The organism is Fenollaria timonensis, assembly GCF_001457835.1.
Classification (GTDB): Bacteria; Bacillota; Clostridia; order Tissierellales; family Peptoniphilaceae; genus Fenollaria; species Fenollaria timonensis.
Genome location: NZ_LN898229.1, coordinates 101,370 through 117,606, shown reverse-complemented (window position 1 = coordinate 117,606; position 16,237 = coordinate 101,370). Strand labels below are relative to the sequence as shown.

The following is a 16,237-nucleotide window of genomic DNA, read 5'->3' as shown; positions in this document are numbered from 1 at the left end:
TTTTTCTAGTATTATAATATATAATTAAAAAATTAGGAGGTAAATATGAATAAAAATAAAATTTTCGGAATCTTATTTATAATATTTGGCGTATTAATTTTCATAACACCAGGTACACTCGCTCCAGTATGCCCAGCAATGCCAGATGGAAAATTTATGAAATGTCATTGGATGGGACAAGCTATTAAAGGTATTGGTGGCGTTATGACCGTCCTAGGACTTATTTATACAGCTATTAAATCTAAGAAGCAAATGTTTTTTACCCTAGCCATATCTAATGTAATAGTTGGTATTTATGCAATATTATTACCTGCAAAATTAATTGGCGGCTGCATGAAACCTGAAATGGCTTGTAGAGCAAAAACTATGCCTATGATTTATATTTTAGTCGGACTTTATATCGTTATTAGCATTGTTGCTATAATTTTAAATAGGCCTTGCAATGAATCTAATCAATGTAAATAATTTATCCAAATCATTTAGACGTGGGGAGAGAGATTTTTTCGCGATTGATAATGTAAGTTTTGATGTTAAAGAAAAAGATTTTATAAATATAATTGGTAAAAGTGGAAGCGGAAAAACAACGCTCCTTACGCTTTTATCTGCAATTATTGAGCCAACATCTGGAGATATCTTGGTGGAAGGAAAAAATCTATCTGACGTGGACGATGAAGAAAAAAGCGGATATAGGAATGAATTTATAGGTTATGTCCCTCAATCGCTTGGAACTTTACCAACATTGAATGTACTTGACAATGTAAGACTTCCTTACTTTTTTAAAAATCGTGAGGGAGATGGAGTCGAAAGAGCTAGGATGCTTCTAGATATGTGCGGCATTTTAGATTTGGAAAATGATTTTTGCAAAAATTTATCAGGTGGCGAATTAAAGAGGGTTTTAATTGCTAGGGCTCTCATGAATGAACCGAAAATTTTAATTGCAGATGAACCAACTTCTGATTTGGATTCAAAAACTACAATAGAAATTATGAATATGTTAAAAGAAATTAATGAAAAAGGCACAACTATTATTATAGTAACCCATGACAATGATTTATTAAAATATGGGTCTCGCCTTCTTGAAATGACAGACGGTAAATTAAATGAGGTGGCAATATGAGATTAGATTCTAAACAAATTGCCTTTAAAAATATTCAAAACAAAAGCGTAAGAAGTGCTTCGCTTATAATTTTAACAGCAATTTTAACCCTCGTTCTATTTTTATCTAGCTTTTTAATTTTGTCACTTAGAAATGGCATGCACTCACTTGCCAATCGTATGGGCGCAGATATTATAGTTGTACCTGAGGGTTATGATTCAAAAATCAGAGGCGCAATCCTTCGTGGCGAACCAAACACATTCTTTTTAGATAAGTCAGTTGTTGAAAAAATCAGAGCAATCGATGGAGTTGAAATTGCAAGCCCGCAATTATTTATTGCAACTCTTTCTGCTGGTTGCTGCTCATTTCCAATACAAGTTATTGGCTTTGATTCTGATACAGATTTTGTTGTAAAACCTTGGCTAGAAACTCAAGCCAAACTTCCCTTGGAAAAAGGAGAAGTTTTGGTTGGTAACAATATTGTTGGCGATATGCACAAACATGTTAAATTTTTCAACCAAGAATTTATTATAAGAGGTAGACTGGCAAAAACAGGCATGGGCTTCGACAATACAGTTTTTGTGAATTTTGATGAAGCTAGACGCCTTGCCAAGGAATACGAGAAAATCCTTAAGCTTGAAGACAAGGACCATGAAAATATGATTTCATGTGTAATGATTAAGCTTAAAAAAAACGTTGATCCAGTTGAAATACAAAATAAGATTAGAAGTGAATTTAAGGGCGAGGGCGTTTATCCTCTTCTTTCCCAATCAATGATGAACGAGGTCAGCACATCAACTCAAGATATGATTAAATATGTTTATATTTTAATCGCTCTAGTATGGCTCTTGGTCTTCCTTGTACTCACACTTGTTTATTCAATTACAATCAAAGAACGTAAGAGAGAATTTGCCACATTAAGAATTTTAGGAGCAAGCAAAAAACATTTGAGAAATATTATTTTGTGGGAAATATTTACCATAAATCTTGCAGGATCTGCATGTGGAAGTGTACTAGGCTTGGTTATTTCAATTTTATTTGGAACTTGGTTTAGTCTAAGCTTTAAAATGCCTTTCCTTGCGCCAAATGTTTTAACACTTGCAATAATATTTATTTCTGTATTTGCAATCGGCACAGTGATGGGACCACTTTCATCACTTAGAGCAATTAAAAAGATGAATAAAGAAGAACTGGGACTTTTATTAAGGCAAAACGACTAATATGTAATTTTAGATGTAAAATATTTATTGTAAATATCTATGGGGGAGCAAAACCTCCATAGATATTTTTGCATGAAAATTTGGCAAAAAAAAGCTCAAGATATGTCTTTGCAAAAAGAAAAAATATTTACTTTTTCGCCTACATTGCTATTGACTAAGCTTTTTATCTTGTGGTATAATTGTATGGATGTTAATGAAGGGGGTAATCTTATTGGCAAAATTTATTAAAAAGAAATTAACAAAAGAAGAGATCACAAAGATGGTCAGAGAGTACATATTAATTTTATTTGGTACCTTCATCGTAGCAGCAGGGATGTTTTTCTTCTTCAACCCAGCTCATTTATCAGTAGGTGGAGCAAACGGTCTTGCTGTAGTTCTTAATCACTACTTAGAGATTGGTGTAGGTAACTGGATGTATATTATCAACATAGGACTATTTATACTAGCGTTTTTAACTATCGGCTCGCAATTTGGTGTTAAAACCATCATTGCATCGCTACTTACATCAGGCTTCTTCGACTTGCTTGAAAAGCTAATGCCAAACTTCCAACCATTGACAGGAGATACCTTTGTAGAACTATTCTTCGGTGTATTTGTAACAGCACTTGGCATGGCGATAGTCTTTAATCAAGGCGCATCAACTGGCGGTACAGACATCATCGCGAAGATACTTAATAAATTCATCGGCATCGATCTAGGTAAGGGCGTACTTATTTCAGACGTAGTTATAACTCTACTTGCTGGTAACGCCTTCGGCGCAAGGATTGGTATTTACTCATTATTCGGTGTTATCGTTAACGGTTTCCTTATAGACTTCGTTATCGAAGGCATGAATATGAATAAAGAGGTCAAAATTATTGCTGAAGACACTAAACCTATCGAAGAATTCATCATCAAAGAGCTTGACAGAGGCGCAACCATTTACAAAGCTTATGGTATGTACACTAAAGAGCCGCGCGACATCATCATGGTTCTTCTTGATAGAAAAGACTTTTTAAAGCTTAAGAACTTCTTGAGAGATCTTGATCAAAAGACTTTCATTTCAGTTTCGAACGCATCAGAAGTCTTGGGTTATGGTTTTAAAAATTTAAAAGACTGATATATGATAAAAGCCTTTCAAGTGAAGGGCTTTTTGCTTTTTATTTTGAAAAATATTACATACTTTACAATTTCTTAACAAAGTAGTATTACAATGATTATTATAAGGAGAAAAATGAAATACGCACTAATTGATATAGGCAGTAACTCAATACGCCTAAACGTTTATAACAAGGACAATATACAAAAGGAAGTCTTCTCGAAGAAGTACATGGCAGGTCTTGCAGGCTTAGTCGAAGACGGTAAGCTTAGCGATAAGGGCATCAAAAAGCTGATGAAGGTCTTATCCGCGCAAAAGATGCTGCTTGATTACCTACCGATTGACGAGATATATGTCTTTGCTTCGGCCTCGCTTCGTAACGTGGACAATGGCAAGGATATAGTTAAGAAAGTCAAGAAAGAGCTTGATTTAAACATTGATTTGATATCGGAAGACGATGAGGCTTTCTATGGAGCTGAAGGCATGAAGATGGCATACGATTTTGATGATTACTACACCATAGACATAGGAGGCGGCTCGACAGAGCTTTGCTACCTAAAGAATAAAGAGATTAAAGACATGGCATTTTTAAAGGCGGGATCCCTATCCTTATTCCGTGACTACGTTCAAAACACCATACCAAGCGTTAGGGATTACGATGAGATGATAAACGCCATCGACAAGATGCTAGCTGAAAAAGTTTCCACATACAAATGCACGAAGCTAGTCGCCTCAGGCGGAACGGCGAGAGCACTTGGCAATATCTTCGAAGAGCTCGATAACGACAACGATAAAGAATATACTATTGACGATGTAAAAAACTATATCTATGAGATGATAGACAGAAATAAAAAAATTATACGCACGACTGTCATGGTTGTGCCTGAAAGACTTCACAGCATAGTGCCAGGAGCCATCATGCTATATAGACTCTTAAAGTACCTTGGCATAGAAAAGGTCAACGTCTCAAAGCTTGGCGTGCGTGAAGGTTATTTAAAGGATAAGATAATTAAGGAGTGAAGCAATGGAAGAGTTCATGCAAAACCGCGAGTTGAGCTGGCTAAAATTTAATCAAAGGGTGCTTGAAGAGGCGAGCGATGAGAGCGTGCCGCCACTTGAGAGATTCAAGTTCATATCGATATTCACATCGAACTTGGATGAATTTTTCATGGTTAGAGTCGGATCCCTTTTTGATATGATGAAGTCCAAAAAAGAGTTCATCGACAAAAAGTCGGGTATGACAGCTAAGGAGCAGCTCGATGCCATCTACAAGACAATGCCCTACTACTACGAGATGAGGGATAAGGTCTACAAGGACGTCATCAAAGAGCTAGAGAAGTACAATATGCACAATAAGAACATGAAGTCCTTAAACGAAGAGGAGCTAAGCTATGTAAAAAGCTTCTACCTTAGCAAGATTGAGCCATTAATCTCCGCGCAAATAGTTGACGCAGCACATCCGCTTCCATTCTTAGAGAATAAAAAGCTATATATAGTGACTGAGATGTGGGACGCTGATGGCAATATTGCTCATGGGCTTGTGGCCATCTCAGACATATTCGAGCGCTATCTATCACTGCCAGGCTATGAATTTAACTACATCAGAGTCGAAAAAGTGATTGAGCACTACGTTCCAACCATGTTCCCAGGCTATACAATCAAGGAGCAATCACTAGTTGCGGTCACAAGAAATTTTGATTTTGAGACAAATACCGATATCGAAGAAGAGATTGCCGACTACAAAGACTTTATGAAGAAAGTCATCAAGAAGAGGACGCGCCAAGAGGTTCTTCGCCTTGAAATTTCTAACATAAAGTCAAGGAGCATCACTGATTTTCTCAAAGAAGAGCTAGCGATTACGGATGAGATGATACTCGTGACAAAGAGTCCCATCAATATGAAGTACGTTTATGGTCTTGAGGACATCATTCCAAGCTCCGTCATCAAAAAAGTTTCTTACGATGACTTTACTCCATTTAAAAAATATTCCTTAGAGCGCGGCTCTATCATTAAAAGAATAGAAGAAAAGGACCTTTTATTAAGCTACCCATACGACGATATCGATACCTTCCTCGACTTGATTAAGGAAGCGGCCGAGAGCGACAAGACCATCTCCATAAAGATAACTATATACAGGCTTGCTAAGCACTCAAAGCTTGTTGAATACCTAAAGAAAGCTTGTGACAATGGCATCGAAGTCACTGCTCTTATGGAGCTTAAGGCGCGTTTTGACGAAGAGAACAACATCAATTATTCGGAAGAATTGTTTAAGGCGGGCTGCAATATAATGTACGGCTTTGAAGAGTACAAGACGCACTCCAAGCTTTGCCTAATCACATACAAGGACGATAGGGAGAATATCAAGCACATCACGCAAATAGGTACCGGTAACTACAATGAAAACACATCGAAGATTTACACTGACTTTTCACTGATGACGGCTAATGAAGAGATAGGACTCGATGCGAATGACTTTTTTAGAAATATGTCGCTAGCTAAGCTCAATGGCAAGTACCTACACCTACTACAATCGCCATCGACACTTAAGGCAAGACTACTTAAGGAGATGGATAATGAGATAGCTAAGGGCAAGGACGGTTACATTAGATGCAAGATGAACTCACTAACCGATTACGAGTTTTTGGAAAAGTTTGCCGAAGCATCACAAAATTCTGTCACTGTCGACTTGATTATACGCGGTATATGCTGCATAGTACCTAATGTGAAAGGCTTTACTGAGAACGTTCACGTCTCGTCCATAGTCGGACGCTTCCTAGAGCATCCAAGGGTCTACCAATTCGGCAGAGGCAGTGATATGAGGATATATATCTCAAGCGCAGACCTTATGACTAGAAACACAGAGAAGAGAGTCGAGATAGCCTGCCCGGTCTATGACGAAGAGGCAAGGGCAAGACTTGTAAGCTACTTAGATATACAGCTTAAGGACAATACAAAGAGAAGGATACTTCTTAACTCAGGCGACTACATCAAACCAGGGGTAGAAGGCGAAGCGCTTATCGCTCAAGATTATTTCATGCAAAAAGCAAATGAAAAGAGAGAAAAGTTTTACGAAGAGCTTGAGAGAGATAAAATAGACGAAGCGCCTAAAGAAAACTTTTTTGCTAAGATTAAAAAGATATTTACAAAGTAATATTTATATCGAGAGCCTTTCATATGAGAGGCTCTTTTACTTTGCCAAATTCATAGTGATTGAAAAATGATTTCAGCTGTGATATAATTAGAAAAGAGGTGATTATATGCATTATTTTGACAACGCATCAACAACATTCCCAAAGCCAGAGAGCGTATATAAAAAATTTGATGAAGCATTTAGAGACTACGGTGCCAATCCTGGTAGGAGCGGTCACAAGCTAGCTCTTAGAGCCATGGAAGAGATCATGAAGACAAGATTAAGTTTAGCAAAACTATTTAACGTTGATAATCCACTTAAGCTAAGCTTTCACATGAACACGACATACGCACTAAACACAGCCATCAAAGGCACTCTTAAAAAGGGAGATCATGTAATCACAACATCTATGGAGCACAATTCAGTACTAAGACCACTATTCACACTTAAGGAAATGGGTGTCATAGAGCTAACAGTTGTTCAGGCAGAAAAAACTGGTGAGGTAGGCAAAGATAAGATAGTAGCAGCTATCAAGGACAATACTAGGATGCTTGTAATGACGCACTCATCAAACCTACTGGGAACAGTTGAGGATATAGATGAAATTTCAAAAGCAGTTAAAGCCATTAATAAAGATATAATCATACTTATAGACGCAGCCCAATCAGCAGGCATCGTAGATATAGACCTTAAGAAGCTTGATATAGACATGTTAGCAACAGCTGGACACAAATCCTTATTCGGTCCGCAAGGCACAGGAGTTTTGTATACAAGAGAGCCAGAGCTAGTAATGCACACATTTGAGGGCGGAACAGGCTCTAGATCAAATGAAGTATATCAGCCAATGGATATGCCAGATAAATTAGAGCCGGGCACACCAAACGGCCATGGCATCATAGCCCTAGGAGCAGGCGTTGAATTTATTCTAGAAGAAGGTATTGACAATATCAAGAGGCATGAAGAAGCTTTAACAAAGACCTTTATCGATGGGCTTAAGACCATTGACGGAGTTGAAATATACGGACTACTTGATGAGACGAGAAAGACGCCAGTCGTTTCTATGAACATGAATGGAGTTGACTCATCCATACTAAGCTATGTCCTTGACGATGAATACGACATACAAACGCGCCCGGGCCTTCATTGCGCGCCACTTGCGCACGAGACCATTGGCACGATAAAAAAAGGTGCAGTAAGATTTAGTTTTTCTTACTTCAATAAAGAAGACGAAATCATCTACGCAATCGAAAGATTAAAAAAGATTAAAAAAGAGGCGGACGATGGAAAATATCAATAAATTTATAATTGACAATGCATTTATTATAATTATGGGCTTGGCTGTCATCTCAATCGCAGCCATAGTCCTAATCGTCATGCAGATGATGAAGTATAAGAAGCTTAAGGAAAGACTTGACGCCTTCACACAAGGCATGGACGGCATCAGCGTCGAAAAGCTCTTAGCTACCTTCGGTAAAGACATCAAAGACATACACAGAGACATGATACTTAATGAAGATAGGTTCAATAGGCTTGAGACCAACCTTAGCTTTTGCGTACAAAAGCTCGGCTACGTCAAGTACAACGCCTTTCAAGATAGCGCTTCAGAGCTAAGCTTTTCGATATGCCTTTTGGATAAATTCAATAACGGCGTTTTGCTTTCAGTTATACACGGAAGAGAGCAAAGCGTTAGCTATGGCAAGATGATTAAGAATGGAGAGAGCCAAGCGCCTCTTTCAGAAGAAGAGCAAAGCGCAGTAGAAAAAGCAATACGCGGTATGTAATATGAGTAAGTAAATATGTATTTATAGTAGACTTGTTTAGGCAAGTCTATTTTTTGTACATAAATGTATTGATATGCTTTATTAAAGCCTGATAAAAAAAGATATTTTGTTCACAATTAATAATTGTAATTGAAAAACATATCTATATATAGTATAATATATATAAATATATACTAATTTTAATACAAGGAGGGGTATATTTTGAAAAGTATGAACAAAAGAATCACAGCTTTAGTGCTAACATTTTTAATGGCGCTAGGTTTATTTAGTCCAGTAGTAACATTAAACGCACAAGCTAGTGAGATGGGGGGGGGTAGCACGTCATAGCAGACCAGCTGAGCTAGAAAATGCTACCGATGTCAAGGCTCTTGATGAGATTACTGACAAAGAAGAAGAAAGAAGTTTTATCTTCGTTACAGATGAAAGTTCTAAGGTAGCTGAAAAGTTAAACGAAGCACATGAAGCTTTAAATGCAAATGATATTGCAATGAGAGGAAATGATTTCTTAATGAAATCAGGATTTGCAAATGCTATGTCAGATGCTCTAGGAAAACTTGATTATAACTATGAAGTTAAGAATAAAATCAAGAGTTTACTAGGAAAAAACGTAAGAGACTCTATATCATTATTTAGCACAAGAAGTGCAAGTAATTATAATGATGAAGAAGAAAGAAACTTCAACGTTTTATTTAGCGGTTTCACAATGAAGATGACTACAGAAGAAGCTTTAATGGTAAGAGAAAATATTCCTGAAGTTAAGCAAATATTTGTTGATTACAAATACAATCGTCCAGATGAAAAAATTAACATGTATAATTCGAGTAAGATGGTTAATGCTAATAAAGCTTGGAAACTTGGATACAAGGGAGAAGGCAGAGTAGTAGCTGTTATCGACTCAGGAGCTGATATCAATCACCCAGCTATGAGACTTACAGATGCTACTAAAGCTAAATATGATAAACAAGCTATAGATGAATTAATTAGTAAACATTTGTTAAAAGGACAATATCTAAACGAAAAATTCCCATATGGTTATAACTTTATGGATCATAATATGGACCTTAAAGATACCAACAAGGACACTGGCATGCACGGTATGCACGTTTCAGGTACAGTTGGTGCAAATGCTGATGATGATGAAGCAAAAGTGAATAATGGAATAAAAATTACAGGTATTGCACCAGAAGCTCAAATCTTAGTTATGAGAGTTTTTGGACAAGATGTAGCAACTACAAACACTTCAGCATATATCGAAGCTATAGAAGAAAGTATTATACTCGGTGCTGACTCTATGAATATGAGTTTGGGTTCAATGTCAGGTTCTGAACAAGGCATCGACCTTGGTATGGATCTTGCACTTCAAAATGCAAAAAAGGCAGGATCAATCGTAGCTATTGCCGGTGGTAATGACTTCTATACAACATGGGGCAATGATAATCCGCGTGCAACAAACCCTGACTGGGGAGTTATGGGTACGCCAGGTGTAGCTGAAAGTGCATTTACAGTTGCTAACTATAATAATAACAGCATGGTAACAGATGCCTCAACATTTATTAAGGATGAAAATGGAAAAGAGATTGAAGTTGTAGCAAAAGCTATGGATACTATAGACAAAGCAGTAGATACCGGTTTCGAATCCATGAAAGAATATGAAATTGTTGATGTTGGATTAGGTAATACTGAAGCTGACTACAATGGACAAGATGTAAGTGGTAGAATTGTATTAGCTCAAAGAGGTGTCAATTCATTTGCTGAAAAGATTAAGCTAGCACAATCAAGAGGTGCCATTGCTTTCTTATTAGGAAACAACGAAGCCGACAAACCGGATTACTTTATAATTATGCAAACTCAAACAGAAGGCTTGATTCCTGGATATTCTGTAACATATAGAAACTATATGAAAATTAAACAAAATATTGCAGATGCTAAAAATGCCGAAAAAACACCTATGATAAAAATCAATACTGAAAAGCACGAGATGGCAAATCCTGGTCAATACAAGATGAATGAATCAACGAGCTGGGGTCCAAACCCAAGCCTAAGACTAAAACCAGAGATAACAGCTCCCGGTGGAGAAATTTATTCGACGGTAAACACTGATGGTGGCCGTTACGAAAGCATGACCGGTACATCCATGGCAACACCTCACGTTGCAGGTGGCATTGCTCTAGTAAATCAATTTTTACAAGAAAAGAAATTTAATTTTGAAGGTGCAGAAAAACATCAATTCATCAAGAATATAATGATGGCAACAGCGACACCTATTCTTTATGAAAACGTAAAAGGTTTCTATAACTCACCAAGAGTTCAAGGCGCGGGTCTTATGAACCTAGAAGCTGCAGTTAACCCATATCTTGTTACACTAACAGACGCTAGTGGCAAGATGAGTAACGGCAAAGCAGTTGTTGAATTTGGTTCAATAAAAGATGAAAAATTAGATTTTACTTTAAAATTAAAGAACTATTCAGATAAATCAGCAACTTATAAAGTTCATGGTATTGCCCAAACAGATCAAGTTAAAGATGGCAAGATAACATTTGAACCAGCAAAACTTGGAGAAGCAAATTTTGCTGAAATTACAGTAAATGCTAATAGCGAAGCTACATTTACTGGCAGCATTGACCTTACAGGAAAATTAGAAACTGCTAAGAAAAATCAACCAAATGGATTCTTTATAGATGGATTTATTTTCTTCGAAAGCAAAGCTAATGCTGAAGGAGCAAAAGAATTTGCAGACCTTTCAGTACCATACTTAGCATTCTATGGCGATTGGGCAAGTTTACCTATAATGGATGGATTTGCTGATGATATAGTTTTTGATGAATCACCTTCAGGAAAAACTTGGGTAGACAATATTCCGTTCTGGTATCAAGGAACTGATTATAATGATTTCCCTGGAAAATATTTTGACCAATGGAATTTCACACACTTCTACTCAAAATGGCATGACGGCGGAAGAATGATTCAAGGCTACCAAGCTTGGTCAGATAAATATCTTGGAGAATTTGCAATAAGCCCTAACGGAGACTCTGACAAGGATGAAATGAGTTTCCACGGAGTATTTTTAAGAAATGCAGATAAGTTAAAATTTGAATTTATCAATGAAGCTGGTGAAGTTGTAAAGACTATAGCTGAACCATATAGAAGTACTATAAAGAAGAATTATTACAAGCAAAAATACACTGAAGATCCGGTATGGACTTGGAGAGGTGAAGACAAAAACGGCGGACAAGTTCCTGATGGAAATTATAAAGTTAAGATTACGGCAAGCGCTCAAGATAACAAGTCAAGTGAACAAGAATATGTAAAGACTGTTTATGTAGACAGAGTAAAACCTGAAATTGAATTGATAGATGCTAATCAAGTTGGAAATTCAGTAACTATTAAATTTAAATCAACTGATGATAGATCAGGTCTTGCATGGATGGATGTATTTGAACTTGGCGATGCTACTGAATACGGCTATGAAGAAGTGCCGGGAGAAGAAAAGTCATTAATATTTAATGCAAGATTTGACAATTTAAAAGCTGACTTTAAGCTTGCTGACAATATGGATAAGATTTGGATTGGCGCTATGGATATGGCGGGTAACTACTTCGAAAGAACTCTTGCCGATATCAAGAATAATGGAAAAGTAACGTTTGATATTAAATCAAGTGATCCGGCTGATACATCATTCCCTAAGGAAGAACCTATTCTTCAAATTAAAGTTGAAGAAAAATGGTATAACGTCAATGGTACAAACAATCTTGAATATGGAGATTATAGAGTATTTTATCCAGATTTATTTGCAAGCTATACTCCGGAAATAACACCTAAAGAATTTACATTATCTGAAGATAATCAAATACAAAATGTTGAAGTTATATTTACAAAAGTAGATGACAGCAAATATGGTGTCTTTGATTTAATCATTACAAACGGCTCAGACTATCCGGGAGATATCAAAGTCTTTGCAGTTGATGAAAATGATAACTACTATGTAGTTCCAAGAAAGACAAACTATGCAAAGGATATGTACGAAACAAAACTTCCTGCAGGTGAATACAAAATAGTTGTTGAAGGAAACAACCCTAAAGAAACACCGAAATTGGCTTTTGGCGATAGAACATTAGTCATAAAAGAAAATGAAACTACTGAAATCGAAACAAGATTGATTTGGACAGGAGAAATCATTTCATATCGTTTCGTTGCAGATGGAACAACATTAAATAATGTCTTTGGAAGTGATTTAACTGATGCAAAAGATGATAAAGGAAATGATTATAAAGTTTTAAATAACTTTGCTGATTATTTTGAAGTATATGAAACAGAATCTGGAGATAAGCTTGAAATAGAAAATGCTCCGGCATATAACTACACAAAAGGTAACGGTTATGAACTTGTGTATTTTGAAATAAATGTTAATGTTTCAGGAACATATAAAGTTGTTTCAAAATTCGATTTGAAGCAATACGGTATACAAAATCCAATTCTTGTTCTTGACACTATTTATGATCAACAATCATATGAAAAGAACCTAGGAGAAATGATTATTTATCCTAATGACCCTGACCAAACAGGCTCATTGACAATAACAACAGAATTCTTCACAAAGAAAAATGTTGATAAACCAAGTGTTAAGTATGAACTTTATAACTCAAGAGATGAACTTGTTGAAAATTGGACAAATTTACCTCAAGGAACATACTATCTAAGAACTTGGGTTCAAGATGGATTTAGACCTGAAAGAGAAGAATATAAAGTTGAAATTTACAAAGATGATAAGGTCGATGAACTAAATCAAACATTAAATGTTCGTTGGTTCCATATCGGTGAAGAATCAGCTAGAAAGAATCCAGTTGTAGAATTCGGTGTTGGCGGTGCCGAAACTGCCGACTACGGAGAAGATATTCAATTGACATTAGTAAATGTTGAAGACGGTACAAGACATGAAATAAATGTACCGATTGGAAAAGTTTACTATGAACTGATTCCTAATGGCATCTACAAAATGACTGTAAATCTAAAAGACGGTTGGGATTATATCTACTTTACAGATAAAGGAAACGGTGGAGACAGAACTCAAGGAAATCCTGATGAGGTCGCATTTACAGAAAGCTACAACTATATAGAACTTGCTCTTAGAAGAACAAATAAACCAGACTATACTACAGATTATAAGTTAAGTATAGAAGAAAAAGGACTTGATCCAAGTGCTAGTAGACCTAAATACTATCTAGAAGATACTAATGATAAAGACCATTATTATTACACAGATAAGGCTGAGTTTATAAACATAACACCAGGCGAATACACTCTATACGTTGATAAAGAGCCAACTGGATATGTAGCAGAGCCTAAGATGCAAAAAGTTACTATAACAGAAGAAGATAAGGTAGCTACAGCTACAGTAAAATATACTATTGAAGAAGGAAGAGTTTTATTAAGTCCACTTGTTAAAGCTATTGCTGATGCAAAGAAACTATTAGATACTGACAATAAATTAACAGATGACTACAGAAAAGATCTTGAAGATTTAATTAAAGATGGTGAAGATTATCTAGCAAAACCTGATAATGAAATGACTCAAGATGATATCTATGCAAAGGCAAAAGCTATTAATGATATGGTTGCTAATCCTAAACATATAGTTCCACCAACACCAACACCAGACCCTGGTAATGAACCATATGAGCCATCATGGCCAGATGAACCATACAGACCTGAAAGACCATATAGACCATACAGACCAAGTGTAGACAAAACTGAAGAAAAGAAGGAAGAGCCAAGTGTTGTTGCACCTAAGGAAGAAAAGAAAGACTACGGTATCGTTGATACTGAAGAATTACTTCCTGTAACATTAAATGACATTCCAAACACTGCGGCTGGTACAGCAATCAGATCACTTGTGTCTCGCGGTATATTAGCTGGTATGGGTAATGACAAGTTCCAAGGCGAACTTCCTATAACTAGAGCTATGGTATCTGCAGTATTGATGAGAATATCTGTTGATAAGAACATTAATACACAAACTAAGTTTACTGACGTTAAAGCAGGAGACTGGTTTAACGAAGCAGTTATGTGGGCAGCTGGTAATGGCTTATTCGTAGGATATCCTGATGGATCATTCAAGCCTAACAAGCTTGTTAGTCGTCAAGAACTTGCTCTTATCTTACAAAAGTTCTTAGCTCTACACGGAATCAAGATGGATGAAGTTAAGACTTGGACATATAATGATCTTGACAAGATTCCAGCTTGGAGTAAAGATGCTGTTGTAGCTATGGCAAAGATCGCTTTAGTTAATGGACAAACAGATACAATGTATAATCCAGAAAGTGAATTTACTAGAGAAGAGCTAGCAGTAATGCTATACAATATAATAAGATGGGTTGAAACTCATTAATAGAGTAGAAAAACTATTTAGGCTGTATAATATCTATTGGGGAGTAAAACCTCAATAGATATTTTTTTGATAAAATTACAAAAAAAAGTTGCACTTGCACACATTTTATCCTATACTTAAAATACCACTACAACATAGGAGGTGTGTACAAGTGCAAGAATATAATACCATAAATTTGCTAGCTTGTAAAGATGTAGTTGTTAACAATTTTAAAGAAGGTGAAAATGTAGTAGTTATAGAAGCACAGACAAAAAAGTTAAAAAGCTGCCCATACTGTGGTTCTAAACATATCTGGGTTCATGATCACAGAACTCAAAAGATAAAAGATACACAGATGCATGGTAAAAAATGCATAATAAACCTAAGAAAAACTAGGTACAACTGTAAGTGCTGCGGGAAAAGAATTGATAGCAAAACAGAACTAGTAGCAAAGAAAATGACCATGACAAAAAGACTAGTAGCATCCATAGCTAGAGAGTTTAGAGAACTTTACTCAATAAAGTCAATATCAAGAAGATACTCAGTAAGCACATCAACAGTTACAAGAGTCCTATCTTACCTATCAGTAGAGAGAAAAAGTCTTCCAAAAGTACTTTTAATAGACGAGTTTAAAGGCGACAGCGGTTCATACAAGTATCAATGCTCACTTCTAGATGGCATAACACATGAAATCATAGACATAGTTAAAAGTAGGCAAGAAAATATTTTGTTTGAATACTTTAAAAACATACCAAAAGAAGAAAGAGAAAATGTAAAGATATTTGTTAGCGATATGTCAAAAACATTTAAAAACGTTAAAAACGCATACTTTAAAAACGCAGTACACATAGCAGACAAATATCACTTCGTAAGACAAGTCTCTTGGAGCTTAGAAAACGTAAGAAAGAGAATACAAAAAGATACATCAGCAGAAATGAGAATATACCTAAAAAGAAGTAAAAGCATACTTACAAAACCAATGCCAAAACTTAATGATGATCAAAAGCGAGAAGCAGCTCTAATGCTAGAGATAAGCGAAGAGCTAAGACTAGCATATGGCTTAAAAGAATCCTTCTATCAAGAAGTTCTAGTGCAGAAAAACAAAGAACAAGCACAATACAAGGTAAACGCATGGATAGACATATGTAAAAAATCAAAACTTAAAGAGTTTAAATCATGTATAACAGCCTTTACAAACTGGTCTGATGAAATTACAAACTCATTTGACTACAAACATTCAAATGGAGCACTAGAAGGAAAACATACAAAGATAAAGACACTAAAAAGAAACAGCTTTGGTATGAGAAACTTCGAGAGGTTCAGAAAAAGAATAATGCTTTTAGACTAAAATATATATATAAAACATCATAAAAACCTAATAAGCCTATATAGGTTTATTAGTCATGCAAAAATTACATAAATTTGTGTTATTTTAAGTATATAAATTAAAAACGTGCAAATGTTAGTTTTAACATAAAAAGAGAGACTTAAATCAATAAGTCTCCCCAATATTTGACATAGAGCCACTATTTACTAAGAGAGACTGTAAAAGGTCTCTCTTTTTATGC

Annotated in this window: 11 protein-coding genes; all 11 read left to right on the top strand. The window is 35.9% G+C overall.

Going from position 1 to position 16,237, the window contains the following annotated elements; all coding sequences use genetic code 11:
* The first annotated feature begins 45 nt into the window (after positions 1-45).
* The 11 genes from BN3004_RS00565 (at position 46) to BN3004_RS00520 (ending at position 16,017) form a co-directional block, all read left to right on the top strand.
* Positions 46-465 (top strand): DUF4418 family protein, encoded by a 420-nt coding sequence (locus BN3004_RS00565; protein ID WP_058259368.1) that lies wholly within the window; start codon positions 46-48, stop codon positions 463-465.
* The gene (locus tag BN3004_RS00560; RefSeq protein ID WP_058259367.1) at positions 443-1,117 is read left to right on the top strand and encodes an ABC transporter ATP-binding protein; all 675 of its coding nucleotides are present in this window, start codon (positions 443-445) and stop codon (positions 1,115-1,117) included. Before BN3004_RS00565 ends, BN3004_RS00560 begins: the two co-directional genes overlap by 23 nt.
* Complete coding sequence (locus BN3004_RS00555; RefSeq protein WP_058259366.1) at positions 1,114-2,316, top strand: ABC transporter permease; 1,203 nt, start codon at positions 1,114-1,116, stop codon at positions 2,314-2,316. Before BN3004_RS00560 ends, BN3004_RS00555 begins: the two co-directional genes overlap by 4 nt.
* Positions 2,317-2,527: 211 nt before the next feature.
* Positions 2,528-3,415, top strand: a complete 888-nt coding sequence (locus BN3004_RS00550; RefSeq protein ID WP_082244029.1) for a YitT family protein — start codon at positions 2,528-2,530, stop codon at positions 3,413-3,415.
* Positions 3,416-3,529: 114 nt separating this feature from the next.
* Positions 3,530-4,414, top strand: coding sequence for a Ppx/GppA phosphatase family protein (locus BN3004_RS00545; protein ID WP_058259365.1), 885 nt, complete (start codon positions 3,530-3,532; stop codon positions 4,412-4,414).
* A gap of 4 nt (positions 4,415-4,418) precedes the next feature.
* A complete protein-coding gene (gene ppk1 / locus BN3004_RS00540) occupies positions 4,419-6,545 on the top strand; it encodes a polyphosphate kinase 1 (protein ID WP_058259364.1) in 2,127 nt (708 codons plus the stop codon).
* 106 nt (positions 6,546-6,651) lie between these two features.
* Complete coding sequence (locus tag BN3004_RS00535; protein ID WP_058259363.1) at positions 6,652-7,821, top strand: aminotransferase class V-fold PLP-dependent enzyme; 1,170 nt, start codon at positions 6,652-6,654, stop codon at positions 7,819-7,821.
* Positions 7,805-8,305, top strand: coding sequence for a DUF4446 family protein (locus BN3004_RS00530; protein ID WP_058259362.1), 501 nt, complete (start codon positions 7,805-7,807; stop codon positions 8,303-8,305). The genes BN3004_RS00535 and BN3004_RS00530 overlap by 17 nt, the downstream gene beginning before the upstream one ends.
* 201 nt (positions 8,306-8,506) lie before the next feature.
* A complete protein-coding gene (locus BN3004_RS08585) occupies positions 8,507-8,632 on the top strand; it encodes a hypothetical protein (RefSeq protein ID WP_278315437.1) in 126 nt (41 codons plus the stop codon).
* Positions 8,604-14,690: a S8 family serine peptidase gene (locus BN3004_RS00525; protein WP_058259361.1), complete on the top strand. Its 6,087-nt coding sequence runs from the start codon at positions 8,604-8,606 to the stop codon at positions 14,688-14,690. The genes BN3004_RS08585 and BN3004_RS00525 overlap by 29 nt, the downstream gene beginning before the upstream one ends.
* Positions 14,691-14,841: 151 nt before the next feature.
* Positions 14,842-16,017, top strand: a complete 1,176-nt coding sequence (locus BN3004_RS00520) for an ISL3 family transposase (RefSeq protein ID WP_058259271.1) — start codon at positions 14,842-14,844, stop codon at positions 16,015-16,017.
* Positions 16,018-16,237: the final 220 nt, after the last annotated feature.

Coding starts and splice junctions, on each gene's coding strand:
- BN3004_RS00560 (WP_058259367.1), top strand. CDS start 443: ATGAATCTAATCAATGTAAATAATTTATCCAAATCATTTAGACGTGGG.
- BN3004_RS00555 (WP_058259366.1), top strand. CDS start 1,114: ATGAGATTAGATTCTAAACAAATTGCCTTTAAAAATATTCAAAACAAA.
- BN3004_RS00565 (WP_058259368.1), top strand. CDS start 46: ATGAATAAAAATAAAATTTTCGGAATCTTATTTATAATATTTGGCGTA.
- BN3004_RS00530 (WP_058259362.1), top strand. CDS start 7,805: ATGGAAAATATCAATAAATTTATAATTGACAATGCATTTATTATAATT.
- BN3004_RS00545 (WP_058259365.1), top strand. CDS start 3,530: ATGAAATACGCACTAATTGATATAGGCAGTAACTCAATACGCCTAAAC.
- BN3004_RS00535 (WP_058259363.1), top strand. CDS start 6,652: ATGCATTATTTTGACAACGCATCAACAACATTCCCAAAGCCAGAGAGC.
- ppk1 (WP_058259364.1), top strand. CDS start 4,419: ATGGAAGAGTTCATGCAAAACCGCGAGTTGAGCTGGCTAAAATTTAAT.